The organism is Diaminobutyricibacter sp. McL0608 (assembly GCF_039613825.1).
In the GTDB taxonomy this organism is placed as follows: domain Bacteria; phylum Actinomycetota; class Actinomycetes; order Actinomycetales; family Microbacteriaceae; genus Diaminobutyricibacter.
On record NZ_CP154826.1, the window covers coordinates 3,350,483 to 3,372,665 of the forward strand.

Sequence of the window (22,183 nt, forward strand, 5' to 3'; positions counted from 1 at the left end):
CTATCCCTTCAGATCACGTCGGGCGAAGCCGACATAGGCGACGGCCACGGCCACGGCGGCGATCACTGCGAGCACCAGGATGTGCCAGCCGTCGATGCCGTTGGTGAGCGGGTTGCTTCCGGCGAAGTAGAACCAGGGGCTGAGCTTCGCCCAGTCGGCGAGATTCGCCAGCGGGAGCATCGCGTTCGCCACGTAGGCGGCGACCGCAAGGCCGCCGGCGATTCCTGAGGCGAGTCCGGGGTTGCCGCTGACGGCGCCCACCGCGACGGCGACCGCACCGAACATGATGGCCAGGAAGAGGAGATGGACACAGATCGCGGTCAAGCCGGCCAGATCGAGTCCGATGTCATAGCTCGCCGAGGCGATCGCGACGCCGGCCCAGAGCAGAATGGCGGAGCCGATGAGTGCCGCGAGGAGGGCGAGCGCCTTCGACGTCACGATCGACGAACGGGTCACCGGCTGCGCCGTGAGGATCGACATCGTGCCTGTGTCTTCTTCGCCCGCGATCGTGGATCCGCCGACGACCACCGCGTACCCGACCATCGCAGCCGGCACGATGAGGTTGAAGAGCTCACCGACCGCGTATCCACCCGCGCTCCCCCCGCCGATGAACGCCGTCACCTGCGGCGGAAAGCCGTTGGTGAGATCTGCGATCGCATTGCTCATGCCCGCCGTGATCGCGAAGATGAACACGCCCATTCCCCCGATGACGATTCCCAGGGCGAGTGCGGACCAGCGGCGCTCTTTCACTTCGTGGCCGAACAGTTCAGCGAACATGGGCCGCGCTCTCACTTTCGCGCTGAACGTTCTCGATCGTTCCCGCATCCAGCCCCGAGTCCGGGCGGTAGAACGCCAGGAAGATCTCCTCCAGATCCGCTTCCCGGCTCGTCAGGTTGAGCACCTCACGCGACGTAGCGGCACGCAACAGTTCGGTCACCGCGCCCTCGTACGAAACGTGGGCGTGAACGCCATCGATCGTCACCTCGCGCACACCCGGGACGCCGGTGAAGAGGTCGGAAGAGACCGGATGCGCGAACTCGAAGTCGAGCCGGCGGATCGCCTTGCGCTTGAGTGCGTCGATGCGCTCCACCACGATCAGTTTTCCGTTGCGGATGATGCCGACCCGATCGGCGATCCGTTCCACCTCGGACAGCGTGTGTGACGACAGGAAAACGGTGCTGCCCGCATCCCGCGCCTCGGCGAGCAGTTTCAGGAACTCCTGCTGCATGAGCGGGTCGAGGCCCGCGTTCGGTTCATCGAGGATCAGCAGCTCCGGACGGTGCATGAAGGCCTGGATGAGCCCGATCTTCTGCCTGTTGCCGGTCGAGTACTCCTTGACCTTCTTCGACAGATCGGCCTGGAGCCGTTCGACGAGCTCGTCGATGTACGCCTGCTCGACACCGCCGCGGAGTCGGGCGAAGTACCGGATCGTCTCGGCTCCCGTCATGTTGGGATAGAGCGCGAGGTCTCCCGGGATGTAGCCCACCCGACGCCTGATCGCGAGACTGTCGGTGTGGCTGTCGAGCCCGAGCACGGTCGCCGATCCTGCGGTGGGCCTGATCTGGTCGATCAGGGTGCGGATCGTCGTCGATTTGCCCGCGCCATTGGGCCCGAGAAATCCGAATACCTCGCCCACGTGCACGTCGAGATTCACATCGTCGAGGGCGACCAGGTCCCCGTAGTTCTTCGTCAACCCATGCGTGAGAATCGCCGAGTCAGTCATTTTCATTTCCTTCTGTCTCCGTAGTAGGAACTGCTGGCGTGGGGCCAGGGGGATCGTTCAAGGCGTCTTGGATGGACGACAACATGGAGTCGTCGGTGTAGACACCATGGGTGTACAGCTCAAGTGACGGCATCGCCATGCGACGCATCACCTCGGGATTCAATGACTCATGGCCGAGGACCCGGGCTATCGCGGGAGGCATCGTGAGAAGCGACAGGCTCAGCAGCATCGTCAGCACCGACATCGCTCTCAGATCGGCGGTCGGACGAACCGAGCCATCCGCAATCCCGGCGCTCAACAGGTCTTCGGACTCCGTCACCAGGGCAGCGACGAACTTGTCGGCGGACGGCGAATCCTCGTTGATCGCCCGCACCATGTATTGCACCTGCTCGTGGAACTCCGAGGGATCGGCCAGATAGTCGCGGATACCGTTGCGCACGGTGGCGGGCTGCGCGTCATCGCGCGCGCGCCGCAGCAGGGCGTTCAGGACGTATACGTCACAGACCTCCTGCAGTCCGGCCTTGCTCCCGAAATGGTGAATGACCAGAGCAGGACTCACCCCCGCCTTCGACGCAATGTCGCGCACGTTCGCCTTCGAAAACCCCACCGACGCGAACTCGGCGATCGCGGCATTTCGAATTCTCGCCTGCGCAGTCAGATCTCCGGAAGGAGGTCTCTCCTGTCGCGCTGTACCCATGTTCACCATACTAAACCCTTGTTCAGTCGAGCGCGACAATCCTCACGATTCCCGTCCTCGGACGACGTACTCTTAGCTCAGGTGCGCATCGCGCGGCGAGAGGGGATGTTGATGTCCGAGATCGACCTGAGTCAGCCGGAGATCGTCCTCACACCCCCACCAGCCGTCCCCGAGGTGAAGGGCGACCAGGCGGTCGGGATGGTCGCGCTGCCGCCGGAGAAGCGCGCCGAACTGGAGCAGAAGGCCGAAGAGTTCGTCAACGGGTTGGCATCGGAAGAGCCGGGCAGCCCCGAGTTCACCCGCAGAGTCGATGACATCGCGCGGATGGGAGAGCAGGAGATCCGGTCGTCGGCTGAGGTCTCGAACCGGATGCTCGAGCGGCCGTCCTCGTCGCTCGCCTCGGCTCGCGGACGCGGAGCCCCGTCGGACCCGCAGGCCCAGGTGGCACGGACGCTGCAGGACCTGCGTACCACGATCACGGATCTCGATCCCGGGCACGCCGACCTGGCCGGCCCGAAGGGGGTCCTTGGGCGCATCCCAGGCGGACGCAAGCTGATGCACTATTTCGAGCGGTACCAGCCGGCCCAGAAGCAGCTGGATGCGATCATCCGCGCCCTCATCTCGGGGCAGGACGAGTTGCTGAAGGACAACGCCGCAATCGAGCTGGAGCGGGCGAAGCTCTGGACGACGATGGGGAAACTGGGCGAATACGTCACTCTGGCCGCAGCCCTCGACGACGCGACGGCAGCTCGGGCGGCCGCCCTGCGCGCCACAGACCCGCGGATGGCGGATGCGCTCACAGCCGACGCGCTCTTTCCGATCCGGCAGCGCCGGCAGGACCTCACCACGCAGATCGCCGTCTCCGTGCAGGGCTACCTCGCGCTCGACGTGGTCCGCAGGAACAACCTGGAACTGATCAAGGGCGTCGAACGCGCGAGGACCACCACCGTCTCGGCGCTCCGAACCGCAGTCGTCGTCGCCCAGGCGCTCGCCAACCAGCGGCTGGTGCTCGACCAGATCACTGCGCTGAACGACGCGACGAACGCGATGATCGACCGCACGAGCGAGCTCCTCAAGCAGCAGACGACGTTGGTCCACGAAGGGGCGGCGTCGTCGGGCGTCAGCGTGGAGACCCTCCAGCACGCCTTCGACAATGTCTTCGCGACGATGGATGCGATCGACGGCTATCGCGCGAAAGCCGTCGAGACGATGGCCGTGACGGTGGATGCTCTGGAGAAGCAGGTGGCCCGATCGCGCAGCTACCTGGACCGCTCGCACTCCGGAGCGAACTGAGCGCCGCCGTCAGGACAGATCGAGTCTCGACTGAGCGAAGCGGTCGGCCAGGAACCGGCCATTGATGAGCAGTGCGGATGCGTCGTGCTCGACCGCCGCATTCCGCATCCGTTTCGCCGCCTCCTCGAGCGCCGTCAGCTGGGAGATCAGCGCCTGGCCCGGGGTCGTCCCGTCGGGAAAGACATGCTCCACCGCCCAGTCGGCGGGCAGGGACAGGTAGGCGCGGAGCGTGTCCGGCAGGTAGACCATCGCCGTGCGGCGCACGATCACCTCGGCCTCGCCCTGCCCGGCGACGCGGGGAAGGGTGTCGACGAGCAGTTCGGCGATGCGTCGTACCGCCGCGATCGCCTCGGCCGGAACGCGACTTCCGAGCCTCGCGGGCAGCGTCAGAAGGTCCCCGTCGAGCGTGGACTCGCTGACCCGGATCTCCGACCCGGCCGGTTCGATCCCGAGGGTCTGCAAGGCGCGTGATCCGGCAGCGGAGTCACCCGCTGCTTCCGCGGCGAGCGCCGCCACCTGCCCGGCAAAAGCAGTGAGCCACTCGCCGAGCGTCATCGGGTGCTGGGAGATGGTCGCCCCCCGGTAGACGCGGGCCCACTCTGCACTCCAGTGCGGTCCGGCCTCATAGCTCAGCGTCAGTGACTCGTTCGTCCCGGTGAGGCGCACCTGCGTGATCGTGCCGTCACGGCGGGCGAACCGGTCGGCCAGCGTGCGCGTGCGATCGACGACGAGGACGCGATCCATGACCTCGGCCGGCAAGGTTCGCGTCACGCTTGCGATGAGGTCGCCCAGAAAGACCTGCGGGTCGGAGTCGGCTGTGGCGGGTTCCGTCATGGCCGTCCCCTCCCTCGATTGCCCTCACGCTCATCCAAGCATGTCCCGCAGCTCCCGGGACAGGCCGGCCGCCCACTGGCCGCGCTCGGGTGCGACAGCTGCGGACGAGCGTGACAGGCGTGCCGGGCGCCCTCGTCCCGGGGGTGACACACTCGGCATCCCGGTCAGCGCAGCCCGGGCGCTCAGCGGGCGGATGCGCGGCCGCGACGGGCGAGCAGCACCAGACCGAGACCGAGGAGCAGCACGAGCAGCCCGCCGGCCAGTCCACCGAAGCCGGAAGTGGTCGATCCGGTGTCCGCGAGGCCGCCGGTGCCGGTGCCGGTTCCTGTCCCGGTCGCGGACGGCGTCGTCGGCGTCGTCGGCGGGGTCACGGGCGGCGGAGGCGGCGGCACGACCTTCGCCGGCGGCTGGTTGACGTAGACGTTGCGGATGGCCGCGTGCTCGTAGACCGGGTCGTCGCTCTCGCTGGAGTGGCTGATCGTCTCGACGACCGAACCCGGCGGGAAGGAGGTCACTCCGGCGTTCAGCTGCACGATGACCGTCTTGGGCCCGACCTCGCCTGCGGCGAACTCGAGCACGGCGGTGTCCGCGAAGGTCAGGCCTCCGTCGATCGAGATCTGCGCGTAGGGCGCGCCGCCCCCGAAGGCTGCGGAGAGCGTGATGAACACCGGCGCGGTCGGCGGGGTGGACAGCTGGATGGTGTACGTGTCGGTGAGCGGTCCGCCTGGCTTCACGACGGTTCCGCCGCTCGACTCGATGATGGTGACGACACCGGAACCGGCGACCGGCACGGCGAGCGGCACCACCACGACGGGTGGCGGGTCCTCGCCAGGAAGAAGGAGCGGCGTGGGCGTCGGCACCGCGCCGGTGAAGAGCGCGAGTGCCGCCTTCGCGGCGAAGTTGTGCATCGTGACGTGGAGCCCCTCGCCCGTCACCCCGTTGATGTTGTTGACGAAGCCGCCGAGGTTGTCGAACGCAGTGACGCGCACTGTGCTCGCACCCACACCGCCGTCGAGCGAGAGCGCACCATCGGTGAGGTAGGCCTTCGTCAGCGGCAGACGGGCGACGGTGATGAGGAACTTGTCTGCGCCCGTCCCTGCCTCGATCCGGAGTTCGGCGAGGTTGTGGTTGACCGTGAACGTGTCGTTGCCGGCCCCGCCGAAGATCGTGGTCGGGAAGCTGATGCCGTCGCTCAGCAGCCCGAGCTTCGTGGCGACGGTCGGGAACTGGTCTTCGGGGTGAACCGCGGGCGGGGTGCGCGGGATGTCGAACAACTGCCCGATGATGAACCGGTCGTTGCCGTCGCCGCCGTCAAGAGTGGTGATCGCGCTGTTGTCGTCGACGACGAAGAGGTCGTTGCCGCCCAGTCCGTTCACCGTGAGGCGGCTGTTGATGTGGTCGTCGTAGTTGATGCGCTCGGCGTCGAGGACGCCGTGGAGGAGGGCCACGAACGCCGCCAGCGCGGCACCCGGCTGGCCGGGGATGATGGAGGCGCCGCGCAGGAGGAACACGTCCGGTCCGTCGGAGCCGTTCACCGTCAGCGTGTTGAGGCCGCCCCGCGGTCCGGAGTTCAGCACGTTGATGAGGTAGTCGTGGTTGAGCGGATCGACGCTGCCCCAGGTGGTGACGACGTAGCTGTTGTTGCCGGTCTCGCCGTCGAGCAGCAGCGAGTCGCGCACCGGCAGGCCGCTGTACACGTCACCGGATGCGTCGATGTGGGTCGTCGACATCGTCTGGAGGTGGTCGACGATGAACACGTCGTTTCCGTCGGGGATCCGCGCCACGCTGGTCGGGCCGCCGTAGACGTTGGTCTGGCCGCCGAGGAACGTGTGGTCGAAGAAGAAGGTGTCGATGCCGGCGCCGCCGAAGATGTCGGTGGGCTGCCCGGTCACTGTGCCGGCGAAGTGCATCGTGGAGCCCACGGGCGCCGCCGGGTTCTGCAGGTATTCGCCGAGGATCGTGACGGTGGCACCCTGGATGAGGCTGGTCATCGCCGATTCGAGGTCGTCGCCGATGCGCAGCAGCACGAAGCCGAGGGCGACGATGCGACCCTCGGTGAGCGTCGTCGCGCCGTCGAGGGTGCTCCCGCCGGCCAGCAGGTCGAGGTCCGCATCCGTTCGTCCTGTGACGAAGGGGATGGTCAGCCGCACGTCTCCGAAGACGGACTCGGCACGCAGCACATTCAATGCACCGGTCGCCTCGGTGATGTAGATGTCACCGTTGGGCGTGACAGCGCCGGGCAGCGCCCCCGGGCCGTCGGCCAGGGCATACAGACGCCCGCCCGCGGCCGCATCCGTATCGATGGTGAGGTCGCCGACCCCGGTGGCGGAAGCCGTGCCGATGGAGCCGTTGTGCGCGATCAGGTCGATGTTCACGCCGATCACGGTCGTAGCCGTGCCGTCGACGTTGTTGAGGATCGACCCGTTCAGATCGGTCAGCGCGACGTCGCCGAGGAACGAGTCGACCAGGTTCACGAACAGGTTGCCGGTGGTCTGCGTGAGGTAGATCCCGTCGGCGGCGAGCGCGAGCACCCAGCCCCGCGCGGCGTTCGAGGAGTGGATCTCGAGGTAGTTGACCGCAGGAGCCACGAACCCGATGCCGCCGAACAGCGCAATCAGCGTGATCGTGTTGCCGGTGACGCGGGCCGAGCCGTCGGTGATGCCGCCGACGTCGAAGATGGAGGCGCCGCTGCTGTCCTGGGCGATCAGGGTCACGTCGCTGGCCGTCGAGGTGATCGTGCCGACGCGCAGGTCGCTGATCGTCTCCGTGTCGATGATCGAGCCGTTGGTGAACAAGTCGATCTCGCCGGCCTGGTCGGTGGTCGAGAACGGCGTCGGCAGCTCGATGCCGCTCAGGGTGGCGTCGACATTCGTGTGGGCGTCGATGTTGAGCACGGCGCGCGCCGCTGTGTGGCGCACGTTGATGTCGTTGCCTGCACTCAGGTCCTGGAACACGTACGTGCTCGGGTACGGCAGGTCGACGGTACCGAACGCGACGAGCACCGGGTCGGTGTACACGAAGGGGCCGGCAGGATCCGGGTGGAAGAAGACCTGGTATTGGCCCGTGGGCGCCACCGTGATGGTGAACTGCGGCGGCTGGAAGACGTTCACCTGGAGGAAGGTGGACGTGAAGGGCGGCAGGTCGTTGCCCTGCAGGCTGTCGCCGAGCACGATGTCGATGTTGCGCCCCGCGTGCACGAGCGGGATCGTCGGGGTGAACGTCGTGGCAGGTCCCCGCAGGATCGAGGTGATGTCGAGCACGACGTCGTCACGCGCATCCGCGATCAGGGACACGAACCGGGTCGGGTCGACGTTGTCGACGATGTAGTCGCTCTGCACCAGGACCACCGGGATCGGAATCCGCAGGTTGAACAGGCCGCCGGTGAACAGGAGGCCGATGGTGCCGTTGTCGGCGAGGATCACCAGGGTGTTGGTGACGACCAGCGGGCTGTCCGGGCCGGCGAGGATGTCCCCGTGCTGGTTGTCGATGCGCGTCGACCCGATCGGGTTGTAGATGCGCCCGTCGAGGATGAGCTGCGCCGTGCCGTTGCCGGACACCAGGAAGTTCTCGATGTCGATCGCGGTCGGCAGGAAGATCGGCGGGCCGATCGCGAACAGGAACCCGGCACTGTTCTGCACCTTCACCGTGATGGTCGCGGCGACGCTGGTGAGGTTGACCACGGTGATGGAGTGCACGACCATCGTGCGGCTCGACGAGTTGAACAGCTTCACGAAGTCGAACGTGTTCTGGGTGATGAACTTTCCGTCGGTTCCCGTGATGATGCCGGCCGGTGGCGAACCGCCCGCGAGTGAGTCGGGGATGTTCGCGAAGAAGATCGCCTGGGCGCCGCCTGTGTTGGTGATGTCCTGCACCTCGATGATGCGGCCGACGGGGATGGTCTGACCGAGACCGTAGGTGTTGCCGAGGTCGTCCTTGACCGTCACCGCGAACAGTTTCACGATGGTGCCGTTCGCATCGACCACGAGTTGCGGATCGGCGGCATGGAGGAAGACCGTGGCGTGCCAGCTGATCACACGCCGCGCGTTCTCCGTGGTGCCGCCGTGCGAGCCGCCGCCGTCGAATGCTGCGCCATCCGAGTTGGTCGGGCGCGACCAGTTCGTGAGCAGCTGGAGAGCTTCGACATCGAGCAGGGCGGTGCGGATGATCGAGCCGGCATCCGCTGTCACGTTCGATTCGCTGTTGTACCCGATGTTCGACGTCGAGTTGGTGTCGCCGCCGAGGCAGCCGCAGTGCGCATCCGACGACGCGATCAGCGTGATCGCATTGTGCACGGCCTTGAGCGTGACCGTCTCGTAGCCGACGATCTTCACGTCGTGCTCGAGGTGCACGGTGGCGTTGCTGGTGACGTTCACGTTCGCTGAGGCATTGGAGGCTGCGCCGACCGCCCTCGCGTGCGTGTGTGCGTTGTTGTGGGCGTTCACGCTGTCGACGCTCGCGATGACACTCACGTTGTCCGCGGTGAGGTGGGCTCCGGGCTGGAGGTCGACCGTCGTGGTGATGCCGATGTTGAGGTCGCAGCCGGGGGCGCCGCATTCGCCGGCGTGCGCATCCACACCGAGTCCGCCGCCTTCGGCGCTCGTGCTGACGTTGCCGAACGCGCCGGTGTGGGCCGAGACCCCGAGGTCGTTGCCGGCCACGATGGTGCCGGCGACGGTGGTGATCGTGCTGATGTTCATCGTGGCGCCAGCGTCCGAGCCGACCCCGGCGCCGAGGCCGCCTGCGCTCGACTGCGACAGCGCCTGCACCTGGCCGAAGGTGACCGGTGCGATCGTGACGTCCGCTCCGGCGGTGATGGTGGTTCCTCCTCCGACCGTCACCGTGGTGCTCGTCGTGGTCGACGACTGGGCCGCTGCGCTTCCGATGGCGACCAGCCCGCCGCCGCCGTTGGCGGAGTCTGCACTGACGCCTGCGTTCGAGTTGGTCGTGACGATGACCGAGCCGAGGGCGGTGATCGAGGTGTTGGCGCCGCCGATGTTCACAGTGACGACAGCCGTCTCGGAGGCGTTCGTGTTGGCGTGGCTGGAGCTGATGATGCCGCCGCCCGAGCCGTTGACGGTCGCGGTGGAGAGCTGGCCGCCGCCGGCGGTGCTTCCACCGATGCCGACTGCCGAGAGCGTCTGGGTGCCGCTGCCGGCGGAGGTGAGATCGACCACGAGGTCCTGCGGGCCGCTTCCGACGCCGAGGTCGACGGGCGCCGGGGTGAAGTTCCCGACGCCGACCACGCCGGTACCGTTGAGGGCGATCGGGGCCCCGCCCGGCGTGGTGGCGAGCTGGAAGCCGCCGTTGCTGGCGCCGACGATGTAGTAGCGGGCGCCGTTGTCGAGACCGAGGATGGGCTGCTGGCCGGGCGTCCAGAACCCGTGCACCACGGCGCGACCGGCGTCGGAACGGTCGGGCGTGAGGGTGATCGGGTTGACGGGGATGGGGTTGTTGCTGCCGTCGAGGCAGGTGCCGGTGGCGTCGCAGAGGTTGGCGGCCAGGCGGAGCTGGTTGCCGTTGAGGACGATGACGAAGTAGGTCTGGCCGTTGACCAGGCCGCCGACCGGGTCGGTCGCTCCTTCGTAGACGACGGCCTGGCCGGTGCTGAAGCCGTGGTTCTGGATGGTGATGGTGTTGTCGTTCACGAACTGGACGGCCGGCGGGTTGCCCGAGATGATCGGGTTGTTGCTGCCGTCGACGGCGATCTCGACCTGGTCGGTGGTGAAGGTGTGCAGCGCGTTCGGAGCCGTGTAGATGACGGCGTTGCCGTTGCCGTAGGTGTTCGCGACGCTGATCGTGTTGCCGCCGGTCACGTTGGCTCCGCTGGCTCCGACGGGCGCTGTCGGGGTGCTCGCGTCGAAGAGCTGGATGCTCGACGCGTCGACGACGTGCACGCGGTAACGGTGGCCTGAGACCAGCCCGGGGACGGCCGAGCCGCCGTTGGGCACGATGTAGATGACGAAGTCGCCTTCGTGCAGGTTGTGGCTGAGCGGAATGAAGTCGCTTCCCACCTGGGTGCCGAACTGGATGGTGTCGGTCGCGGGATCGATGTGGGCGCCGTCGAAGATCGAGCCGAGTTGCACCGCGTTCGGGTTGACGACGATGACGTTGTACTGGGCGTTGTTGGTGAGCCCGCCGACGGCCGTCCCCCCGTTGGTCGTGTACGTGACCGTGCCGCCGGTGGTGAAGGAGTGCTGCGCGGTCAGGGTGATCGTGTCGGTGGTCGTGTTCACCCCGCCGTTGCCGTCGAAGTCGCTGTGGTTCGGGCTGGGAGGCGCGGTCGTGTTCTGCTGCGCGCTGACAGTGATCGTTCCGCCCGCGAAGATCTGCGCGCCGGCGGCGATGGTGAGGTTGACGGTCGGGTTCGTGACGACCCGCGCGCTGTTGTTGCTGATGTTGAGAAGGATGCCGACCGAGGTGCTGAGCGCCGACGAGATCGACACCGGGTTGGAGGCGACCCCGATCGTGATGTTGCCGACGGTCGCGATGGGCGCACCCGCGGAGGCGAAGTCGGTCTCGACGGTCGTCGCGGTCGTGGCGGTCGCGCCGGCGTTCGAGATCGCGACCCCGGCGCCGCTGGTGTCGCTGATCAGCGCGGTGGAGGTGTCGCCGCTGGTCGCCTGGACGGAGATGGATGCGGCACCCGGAGTGGTCGCGGTCGCACCGTGGGCCGCTCCGAGCATCCGGGCGAACGTGCGTGCGGTGTCGGTGGCGGCCGGGTTGGCGCTGGAGACCGTTCCGAGTCCGCCGTTGACGGAGCCGCCCTTGGCGGTGACCCCGTTGGTCGCGGTGGCGACGACGGCGACCGTGGCGCTCGGCGCGTTGAGGAGGGCGCCGGCGTCGATGTTCGCCTGGGTGACCACGTTGCCGGTGATCAATGCCACCGGTGACGACGAGCCGACGGTGATGAGGCCGTAGTTCTGTGCGCCGGCGGTCGTGGCCGCGGAGTTGGTCGCGGTCGACTGGACGGTGAGGCCCGTTGCGCCGGTGAGCGTTCCTCCGAAGTCGGAGGATGTCCCGGCGTCGATCCGCGCTGTCGGGAAGGTCAGGCCGACGATGATGGCGCCGACGGAGAGGGTGTCGGTGGATGCGCCGGCCGTCGCCGACGACGAGGCGACGACGGATGCGAGGCCCGACGTCGCAAGGGCGCCGGTGCCGTAGTGGGCGGTGACGCCCGCCGAGTTCAGCAGTTCGGCGTCGACGAGCGCGGCGCCGAAGCCGGCGAGGCTGATGTTCAGCGCGTTCGCGACCGCCGTGACGGTGTTCGCCGCGGAGGCACTGACTGCGGCTCCCGTGGATGCGAGGAGCGCTCCGTCCATCGACGCGGTCACGGGCGAACCGATCCTGGCCTGTGCGAAGAAGATTCCGCCGCTGATGATGCCGCCGGTGTTACTGGACACTTCGGCGTCGGCGGACGTGCCGCCCGGCGTCTGCGCGGTGACGGTGAACTGGCCACCGGCGGAGATGCGCGCGCTCGAGGCGACGACCGCCGCGATCGCCGCGCTCGCGGTGACATCGGCGTGTGCGATGACCCCGGTGGCACCCGCGATGCTGAAGTTGTCGACCTTGACCGTGGCGGTCGCCGTGTTGTGGCCGGTCGCCGTCACGGAGAATGCGCCCGACGTGGTGATCCCGCCGTCGAACTCGGCGCGCGTCGGAGCCGCGACGCTCGCGGTCGGCGAGAGGCCGGCCATGGTGAAGAGCCCGACGCTGATCTGCGACGGCTGGGAGAAGGCGCTGTTGACGCTCGTCGCACGCAGAAGCACGTCGCCGGCTCCGGCGTTCACCGTGGTGGCGCTCGCGTCGACGAGGGCACGGACCCCGGCAGTAGCGGTGACCTGCGCGATAGTGTCGCCGAACGCTCCGCTGATGAGGCCGATCGAGACGACCTTGGAGGTGGCGCTCGTCGCGCTGGTCGCATCCGAGGTCACCTGGAGTCCCTGGCTGGTGATCGAATCGGCGAGCTCGGCCCGGGTCTCGGCGGCGACGATCGCCGTGGCGGCGTTGGCTGCGCCGGTGAAGAGGCCGATGCTGGCGGCATCCGTCGAGACCGTCGCGCGGTTGGCGTTGGTCGCTGCGACCTTCACGGCGCCGGACGAGGTGAGGGTTCCGCCCGAGACGATCGCGACGACACCGGCGCTCTGCTGCACCTCGGCATCGACCAGGGCGACCGTGACGCCGAACCCGCTGAGGCCGAAACTCGTGGTGGAGGCGTTCGCCGTGCTGTCCCCCGCGGCGGAGACGGTGATTGATCCAGAGGAGAACACGGGCGCACGCAGTTCGGCGGTGGTGGCTCCCGCGAGGATCGCACTCGCGAGGAAGAGTCCTGCGCTGATGAGTCCGCCGCCGCCGCTGGTGACGGTCGCCGAAGCGTAGTTGCCGTGTGTGCCGTCCGAGGCGATCGTCGCCGTGACCTGCACCGCACCGAAGCTGCGGAGGCTGGCGGTCGGGCCGACACTGGCGAGCACGTCGGCGCTCTGGGCGACCTTCGCGAGAGCGCTGGTGCCCTGGCCGCCGCCGACGAGGGTGATGCCGACCACGAAGGCTGTCGCGGTCGCCTGGTTCTGGCCGCTGGCCGTGACCGCGATCGATCCGGATGCGGACACGACGCCGTCGAGGTGGGATTCGGTGGCACCGGAGATCGTCGCGATCGGGAGCAGCAGGCTGAAGCCGATGAGGGCGACGGTGACGCTCGGGGTGGTCGCGCTCGCGTGGTTCCGGGAGGTGGCACCCACGATGACGGCGCCGCCGGCAGCGACGTTCGCGGCGCTGGTGAACCGGGCGAAGACGGTGCGGGACGTGGTCGCGCCGGCCACGTTGATGCCGGCGGCGAACGCGCCTGTCGCCACGCTGAGCGTCGACGCCGTCGGGGTGTTCGTGCCGTTCGCCGTGATGGATGCGCCGCCCGAGAGCGTCGCGTGGCCGTTGTAGAGCGCTGTCGTCGTTCCGGAGATCGCGGCGACGGCGACCGCGCCGGAGATTCCGCCGCCGACGCCGACGGACACGGAGTACGCCTGCACGGGAGCGACGATCGTCGACCGGGCGACCTCGACGATCCCGCCTGCCGGGGCGAGGGAACCGATCGTCACGTTGCCGATCGTCGCCGTGGTGTCGCCGTCGACCAGGGCCACGGCGACCGAGGCGCCCGCTGCGACGAGGCCGATGCTGCCGCCGATCGCCAGCGGCGAAACGGTCCGGGTTCCGATCGCCTCGACGTCGACCGCGCCGCCGGCGGTCGGGATGGCGGCACCGTCGTCGATGTGGGCGTTCTGGGTGGCGTGGCTGGTGATGAGCACCACCTGGCCGGTGACGGCGACCACTCCGCCGACTCCGGCGAAGACGATACCGTTGTCGCTCTCGGTGAGCACCGCTTTGACGTTCACGTTGCCGCCGGCGGTGACCGAGGCGCCCTCCTGGATGAAGGCCTCGACGTTGCTGGTGATGCCGAGGATGAGCACCGACCCGCCGACCGCGACCGCGCCGCCTGCCGCGGTGCCGGCGAGGCCGTTCACCGAAAGGTTCTCACCGGCGTCGACGCTGACGCTTCCACCGGCGACGATGACCGTGCCCGCACCGACGGTGGCGACGGTCCCCTGCGGCACGGACGCGTTGGAGAATTCGGCGCTGACGATGTTCGAGCTGGGTGCCGATCCGTGAACGGAGGTGTTCGCCGATCCGAGGGTGGGCTGCATCCGCCCGTTCGTGTTGTCCGACGTGTTGTGCATGTTCGAGGTGCCGTCGAGGATGCCGGTGAAGCCGCCCGTGCCGGAGCCGTTCGCGTGGCCGCCCGCCTCGGTCGCCGCATCCGGTTTGCCCGACGACGGGCTGAGCGCGTTCGTCGAGCCCTCCCATTGCGAGCCGGTCGTGTCGGCCACCGGGTCGAGTGTCGGGTTGGCGACCTTCGCGCCGTACCGCTTGCCGTCGGAGCCGGTGACGACGTCGCCTTGCGCGTAGGTGGCGGTGGACGACCAGGCGCCGCGATCCTGTCCGTACGAGCCTTCGTTGTACGAGCCGGTCGGTGCGGTCCCGACGCTCCACACCGAGACGGAGCCCGCGACACCGACGAATCCGCCGCCGATGCTCACCGCGTAGGTCTGGATGTTCTTGATCGCGAGGGCGTGGAAGGCGACGTCCTTCGCGGCGTGCAGGGTGGCGAAGCTGCCGATGTAGGCCTGGCTGGTGATGTCGGCGATTCCGATGTCGATGCCGCCCGCGACGCCGACGAACCCGACGCCGAGTCCGCCGCCGATAGTGAAGGTCGTCACCTTGTCCGCCGACGCGACGTTCACCGACTGCTGCGAGCCGGCGCCCGCCTGCAGGTTGATCCGGGTGCGGTTCAGCGCATTGCTGTCGATGAAGGCGAGCGTGGTCGCGTGCAGCAGGGTGACGTTGAGGCCGCCCGCGACTCCGACGAAGCCTCCGCCGGCCGCGACCGCCATGCCGAAGACGTTCTCGCTGGAGCGTGCCTGGACCGCGAGCCCGTTGAAGGCGGGCAGGGTGCCGAAGCCGCTGCCGCTGACCGTTCCGTCGTCGATGCCGGCGAGAGCGACACCCGGCTGCTGGGCGAGCGCGTCGACCGCGCTGCCTGCGCCGATGAAAGCCCGGGTGTCCTTCGTGAGCGAGGTGACCGCGACGCCGACACCGACACCGACCGCGCCGACGGCAGCGCCGCCCGAGACCACGGTGATCTTGGTCGCGTCGGCCGCGGAGAAGAGTACGTTGTTGCCGGCGGTGATCGCGACGCCGAGCCCGGTGTCGGCGTAGGTGTGGGTGCTCAGCACGATGACGCTGACGACACCGGCCACGCCGACCGCGCCGCCCGCCGCCGCGGCCGCTACGGCGGTGATCTGGTCGGATGCGTTCGAGGCGACGACCACATCGCGGGCCGCGTTGACGACGGCGCCGGTTCCGATCACGGCGTCGGTGTTGAGGGTGACGATGCCGACCGCCGCATTCGCTCCGACTCCGACGGCACCGGCCGCGATGGAGGCGGCCACGATGAGGAGCTGGAAGGCGTTGCCCGCCGTGACGACCACGCTCTGCGCCGACGAGGCGCCCGCGTTGTTCACGTTGATCTGCGCGACGCGTCCGATGAACGCCGACGTGTTCGCGGTGACGACGTTCACGCTGCCGCTGACCGAGACGCCGACCGTGCCGAACCCGGCCGCGACGCCGAACCCGCCGATGTCGTCGCTGTTGTTCGCGGTGACCGAGACGCCGTGGAAGTCAGGGGCGGTGTTCGGAACGATGACGTGCTGGCCGCTGACCGACGCCGCATCGCCCGGGGGCTGGTCGCCCTGCTTGAGGATGCTGTGCGCCCGGTCGGTCCCGGCCGTCGCCTTGTTGAGCGTGATCGGGGTCTGCACGGCCCCGCTGCAGTTGCTGCCGCCCGGGTTGGCGTGGCACGCGGAGTCTGCGAGCTCGATCGAGTGCGGGCCGACGACGATCGCGTAGTAGGTCTGCCCGTCGACGAGGTTGCCGATCGCGGTGCCGCCGCCCGCTCGGTAGACGACGGGGTCACCGGTGTTCACCGTGAGGTCGTACGGGAGGTTGATCACGTTTCCGACCACGTCGGACGACGGGGTGAAGTACTGTCCGGGCGCCTGCGGCGTGGCCGCGTGGTCCGTCGCCATCAGTCGCTGGGACTCTCCGCCCCTGACCGGCACGCCCAGCACGATGATCGGGCCGCCCTGGGTCGCCGACAGCTGCACTTCGTGCGGTGAGATGTAGTGCACGTAGTAGACGTTGCCCTGCACCAGGTTGGTGATCGGGGTGCCTCCGCCGTCGTCGTACAGCACCTGCTGGCCGTCGGTGAATCCGTGGTTGTAGCCGAGGTCGAGGGTGCGCGAGTCGCCTTCGATGGCCGCGGACGGGGTGAAACGGGTGTCGACGGCGCTGACCGCATAGCCGCCGGTGTTCACGACGAGCCCGGCGCCGTTGCCGAGCGCCCGCACCACCGAGTTGTCGCCGATGAACGAGGTGGTCGTCTTGTTCACGATCGGGACGGCGGCCGACGCGCCGACGCCGACCGTGCCTCCGATCGCGATGCTGCCCGCGATGACGTTGAGCGTCAGCTGCTCGTTCGCCGAGATGCGGGCGCTGCCACCTGCGAGGATGGTGGCGCGTGACGTGGCGCAGCTGGTGGCGTTGACGGCCTGGGCGCTGCACACCTCGCCCACGTACGCCTTCGTGACGATCGTGAACACGGACACCGCCGCGTTGAGGGCCACGCCGACCGTCCCGCCGGCGGAAACTCCCGCAGAGACCGAGATGACGTTCTCGCTCGAGGCCGCGTCGATCGTGACCGAGCCGTTGGCGAGGACCGAGACCTGCGGGTCGATCCAGGCCTGGGTGTCCTTGTTCAGCAGTTCGACATCCGCACCCGCCCCGATGCCGGCCGAGCCGCCGACCGCGAGCTGGCCCGCGACACCCTTGATGGTCGTGGTGTCGGTCGCGCTGAGGGAGACGCCTTGGGTGGCCGAGGCGCCCGCGTTGGTGGAGTTGATCGTCGCACCCCGGTCGATGTGGGCGTGGGTGACGTTGTTGAGCACATCCACGGTCGCGGAGCCTGCGACGGCCGCGGAGCCGCCGACCGTGCCGCCGACGGCGATCAGCGTCACATCCTCGTTCTGCGTCGCGCCGATGGTGAGGCCCGTCTGTCCCTTCGCCCAGATGTCGTCGCCTCCGGCGATCCACGCGTCGACGATGCCGCTGCGCACGAGCACGGTTGACGAGATGCCGACCCCGGCGCTGCCGCCGACGCTGATCTGGCCGGCATACAGACCGATGTTGGAAGCGTTGTCCTCGGCCTGGATCGTCACGTTGCCGCCCGCGTGCACGACGGTCGCCTGCCGGGGACCGCCGTCGATGTAGGCGCGGGTGCCGGGCGAGCTGTCGCTCGGGTTGAGCACCAGCACGACGATCGAACCGGTCACGCCGACGCTCTGCGACGCGGCTGCACCGATGGCGATCTCCGTGAAGTCCTGCGGGTCGGTCGCGCGCAGCGTGACGTCGCCGCCTGCCGACGCGACGACGGAGTGGCCGATGTACGCGCGCACATCCTTGTTGATGACACCGACGATGACGCTGATCCCGACGCCGACGCTGCCGAGCGACAGCCCGAGCGATCCGGCCAGCTCGAGCGCGCGGACGTCGTCGGAGGCGGTGATCGAGATCGACTGCCCCGGTGACGGGAGCGCGCTCTGGTTGACGGACGCGTTGTTCGAGATGAATGCCTGGGTGGTCAGGTTGAAGACGTCGACGATGAACGAGCCGCCGACCGCCACGCCGCTGGTGCCTGCACCACCCGCGACCGCGACGGAGGTGACGTCGGGCACCTTCACGCTCGGGATGATGCTGATGCCGAGCGGAACGAGAGAAGCCGACGCGCTGATCGAAATGGCGCCGCCCGCGTTCACGGTGGTGGGTTGCTGGATGTTCGAATCGATGTAGGCACGGGTGTCCACAGAGAGCACGCTGACGGCGATCGCCGCCCCGACACCGGAACCGTCGAGCGAGAGTCCACCCGCCCCGGCGATGGTCTGAAGGCCCATGGGGTTGGAGGCGGCCAGGACCAGAGCGCCGGTAGCGGTGACTTTCGAGCCCGCGCCGATGAGCGCGGTGTTCTCGAAGCTGATGACCTGCACGGCGACGGAGCCCGCGACGCTGACGTCGCCTGCGCCGCCTGCGGCAGAGAGGCCCCAGACCGTGAAGTCGTTCTCGGTCTGTGGCGGGGTGACCGCCTGGACCACTATGGTGCCGCCGGTGATGGTCGTTCGGACGCCGATCGAACCGCGGTTGACGATGGTGGCGACATTGAGGCCGATGCCGGCACCGATGTTGTTGCTGTTGATGGCGGTGGACAGTCCGACCGACTTGGCCGTCGCATCCGTCGCGTTGGTAGCACTCACCTGGATCGCACCGGACGCGGTGACTGTGAGGCCGTCGGCGATGCTCGCCGTGTTCGTGTCGGTGACGACGTTGACGCTGACCGCGGCTCCCACGCCCACGCCCTGGCCTGACGACTGTCCGGACTGGCCGCCGGATTCGCTGTTCGCGTTGCCGACCGCGCCCCCGGCGGACTGGTCTCCGGTCGGCAGCCGGCTCTCGTTGCCCGACGTGCTCGGGGTGTTCTGGACACTGTCCTTGGCCTGCCCGTCGGAGCTTCCGCCGGTCCCGGGCGTCGAGCCCTGCGCACTGGCGGTCACATCCGCGCTTCCGGACGTCGTCGTGGTCGCGGTGAGCACGACCGACGTGCCCGAGATGTTCCGCACCAGTGCGGCGGTCGTCGTGACCGTCAGCACGTTGACGGCGATGATGGCTCCGACGGCGACGCTGCTGCTGGCCGCCTTCGCGTCTCCGGTGATGGACGCCGAACCGGAGTGGGTCGCGCTCAGCAGGACGGCGCCCGTCGCAGCGAGGGTTCCGGCGCCCGGGGTGCCGATGCGGGCGAGCGTCGTGTTGACGACGATGTTGATTCCGACCGCCGGGCTGACGGCCACACTGGAGCCGGCCGAGCCCGCGGTCACCGTGTTCACGACCGGTTCCGCGGAGGTCGCGGTGAGTGTCACGTTGCGACCGCCGGTCAGCGACGCGCCGTCCATGACCTCGGCCCGGGTCACGTTGGTCGTCAGCACGTTGATCGCGACCGATGCGCCGACGCCGACCGTCCCGCCGCCGCCGATCGACGCATCCGCCAGCGCCTTCGCCGAGTCGGACCGCAGGTTCTGCGCCATGAGCGAGATGTCGCCGCTCCCGGCCGCGACGACCGCGCTGCCCGGGATGTACGCCTCGGTGTTGTCGGTGACGAGGTTGAGCGCCAGGGCGCCGGCGATGCCGACCTTCTTCGAGCCGGCCCCCGCATCCGCTTCGACCGTGAAGGTGTGCGTCGTGTCGGCCGCGAGCGCGGTCATCGTGGCACGCAGGTCGAAGCCGTTGGACGTGACGTGGGTCCGCTCTCCGAGGTAGGAGCGGTTGGTGATCGTGACGAGGTTGAGCGCGACCGCGGCTCCGACGCCGACGTTCGTCGCCTTCACGGCGGTCCCGTCGGCTTTCACCGCTCCGTCGACGTTCTCCGAGCTGCGCAGGCTCACCGCTCCGCCCGCGATGAGGGTGAGGCCGTCGGGGAGGATGGAGGTGGCCGACACGTCGGCGATGTTCAGCGCGACCCCGGCTGCGACGGACACCTTGCCGTCGGACGTCGACGCCGACGGGTTCGCGCTCGCGCTGGAGCCCGATCCGCCGTTCGCCGTGTCGGTGCCGATCGCGTTGGTGCGCTCTTTCTGCGCCTGGCCGTCGACGCCGCCCGAGGGCGCGTTGCTGTCGCCCTGTTGGGGTGCTCCGCTGGCGGATGCACTTGCTGCTGCTCCGTCGACCGACGAGCCGAAAGCGCCGAACGAGATCGAGCCGGCGGCGGTGATGTTGCGGCCCGTCGTGCTCGACACGGTGTGGGTCACGAGGTTGAGCGCGAGGGCGACGCCGACGGATGCCGTGGAGCCGCCGGTCGCGACGGACCCGGCCGACGTGACCGCGCCCGCCGTCTGAGTGGCGGTGGCGGAGAACGACCCGGTGAGCGTGATCGTCCCGTTGCCGGGGAGCGTTCCGATGCTCGCCGTCGTCGTGACGTTGGAGATGGTGATCGCGACGGCCGGAGACACATCGACCTTGCCCCCGGACGCCCCCATCTTCGCGTCCGTCGTGGCCAGGTCCCCTGCCGTCGCAGTGAGGGTGAAGTTGTGGGCACCGACCACCACGATGCCGGCGTCGAGCACGGCGTTGGTGGTGTCGGTGATGAGGTTGAGGGCGACGGATGCTCCGACGCCGACGTTCGTCGCGGTCACGCCACCGGGTGTCGGTTCGGCGGTCACCGTGCTCGTCGCGTTGCTCGCCGCAGTGACGGCCACATCTCCGCCGGTCAGGGTGACGGTGCCGGCGAGTTCGGCCTGGGTGGCCTGGTTGACGATCGCGATGGCCACGGAGCCCGCGACCGAGATCTTGCCCTGCCCGGCACCGGCGACGGACTGCGCGCCGTAGGTGGAGGTCGTGTCCGCGCCGTTCGGGGTGACGGTCGCCGAGACGGTGAGTGCGTGGGCCTTGATGGTGTCGCCCACGGGCAGGATCGCCTGGTTGGTCACGTTGGCGAGGGTGATCGCGACACCGGCTCCGATGGTGGCCGTGGCGCCGTGCGAGGCCGATCCGTCTGCCGAGCTGGCCGCATCCGTGTTCGCGCTGGAGGCGAGGGTCACGAGGCCGCCGGCGGTCAGGGTGAGGCCCGCGTTCTCGATCGTGGCCTTCGACAGGATGGTCGCGATGTCGATTCCGACGGCAGCCGCCACGTTGACTTTGCCGTCCGAGGTGGACGCGCTCGGTGACGTGGTGGACCCGGAGGTCTTGCCGCCGTTCGCGGTGCTGGTCGCATCCGCGTTGTCGCGCTGCGTCTTCACCTGCTGGTCGACACCGTTTCCGGCTCCGCCTCCGCCGCTCGTGCCGGAGCCGCTCGCTCCGTTCTCCGGAGCACCGGATGCGCTCGCGCTCGCGGCTGCGGCCGACGCGCTGATCCCGGATGCCCGCAGTGCGATGTCGCCGCCGGCGGTGATGCTGCGGGCGGTCGTGGCGGTGACCGTGTGGTTCGCGATCGTGAGCGCGACGCCGACGCCGATCGCTGCGGTCGAGCCGCCGGCGACCACCGCTCCGGCGGTCGAGGATGCGCTGGCGTTCTGGGTCGCGCTGCCGCTGAACGACCCGGTGAGGCTGATGGCCGTGCCGAGGGTGCCAACCCGCGAGGTGGTCGTGACGTTCGAGAGCGTGACCGCGACGGCGGGGGCGATGTCGACCTTTCCGCCGGTCGCGCCCATCTTCGCTTCGGTGATCGCCGCATCCCCGGCTGTCGAGCTGAGTGTGACGTTCGCGGCACCGGTGAGGCTGATCCCGTCGTCGAGGGTCGCTGTGGTGGTGTCGGTGATCAGGTTCAGGGCGACGGATGCGCCGACACCGACGTTCGTGGCCGTCACGCCGCCGGGCGTCGGCTCGGCCTTCACGGTGCTGGCTGCGTTGCTCGCAGCGATGATGTTCGCGTCGCCGCCGGTGAGGACCACGGTGCCGGCAACCTCCGCGGTCGTGGTCTGGTTGATGACGGCGAGGCCGAGGGAGCCGGCGACCGAGATCTTGCCGCCGCCGGCGCCGCTGGTGGCCTGCGCTCCGTAGGTGGAGACGGCGTCTGCGCCGTTGACAGTTTCGGTGGCCGAGACGGCCAGTGCCTTCGCGTGCACCGTGTCGCCGGCCGGCAGCAGCGCCTGGTTGGTCACGTTGGCGAGCGTGATCGCGACCGCCGCGCCGATCGTCGCGGTCGCGCCCTGCGAGGCCGAACCGTCCGCGCTGGTCGCGGCATCCGTGTTCGCGCTCGAGCCCAGGGTGACCAGACCGCCGGACGTGAGGGTGATGCCGGTGCCTTCGATCGTGGCGCGCGAGACAGTCGTCGCGAGGTCGAGGGCAATCGCCGCCGCGACGTTGACTTTGCCGTCGGAGGTCGAGGCGCTGGGTGCCGTGGTCGAGCCGGAGGTCTTGCCGCCGTTGGCCGAGCTCGTCGAGTCGGCGTTGGTCCGCTGGGTCTGCACCTGCTGGTCGACGCCGCCGCCCGC

The 22,183-nt window shown here is 68.9% G+C and carries 6 protein-coding genes; 1 reads left to right on the forward strand and 5 read right to left on the reverse strand.

Features of this window, described 5'->3' with window-relative positions; all coding sequences use genetic code 11:
- The 3 genes from AAYO93_RS16110 to AAYO93_RS16120 are packed head-to-tail and all read right to left on the reverse strand — an operon-like array spanning position 1 to position 2,420.
- Positions 1-777, reverse strand: a complete 777-nt coding sequence (locus tag AAYO93_RS16110; RefSeq protein ID WP_345762176.1) for an ABC transporter permease subunit — start codon at positions 775-777, stop codon at positions 1-3.
- Entirely contained in the window at positions 767-1,723 is a 957-nt protein-coding gene (locus tag AAYO93_RS16115) for an ABC transporter ATP-binding protein (RefSeq protein WP_345762177.1), read from the reverse strand. The genes AAYO93_RS16110 and AAYO93_RS16115 overlap by 11 nt, the downstream gene beginning before the upstream one ends.
- A complete protein-coding gene (locus AAYO93_RS16120) occupies positions 1,716-2,420 on the reverse strand; it encodes a TetR/AcrR family transcriptional regulator (protein WP_345762178.1) in 705 nt (234 codons plus the stop codon). Before AAYO93_RS16120 ends, AAYO93_RS16115 begins: the two co-directional genes overlap by 8 nt.
- A gap of 111 nt (positions 2,421-2,531) precedes the next feature.
- On the opposite strand from AAYO93_RS16120, the gene AAYO93_RS16125 reads away from it, so the two are divergent.
- Complete coding sequence (locus tag AAYO93_RS16125) at positions 2,532-3,713, forward strand: toxic anion resistance protein (RefSeq protein WP_345762179.1); 1,182 nt, start codon at positions 2,532-2,534, stop codon at positions 3,711-3,713.
- 9 nt (positions 3,714-3,722) lie between these two features.
- Here the strand turns inward: AAYO93_RS16125 and AAYO93_RS16130 are convergent, their stop codons facing one another.
- Both AAYO93_RS16130 and AAYO93_RS16135 read right to left on the reverse strand, forming a co-directional pair.
- Positions 3,723-4,547, reverse strand: coding sequence for a hypothetical protein (locus AAYO93_RS16130; RefSeq protein WP_345762180.1), 825 nt, complete (start codon positions 4,545-4,547; stop codon positions 3,723-3,725).
- Positions 4,548-4,729: 182 nt separating this feature from the next.
- A complete protein-coding gene (locus tag AAYO93_RS16135; protein ID WP_345762181.1) occupies positions 4,730-22,159 on the reverse strand; it encodes a beta strand repeat-containing protein in 17,430 nt (5,809 codons plus the stop codon).
- Between the last annotated feature and the right edge of the window lie 24 nt (positions 22,160-22,183).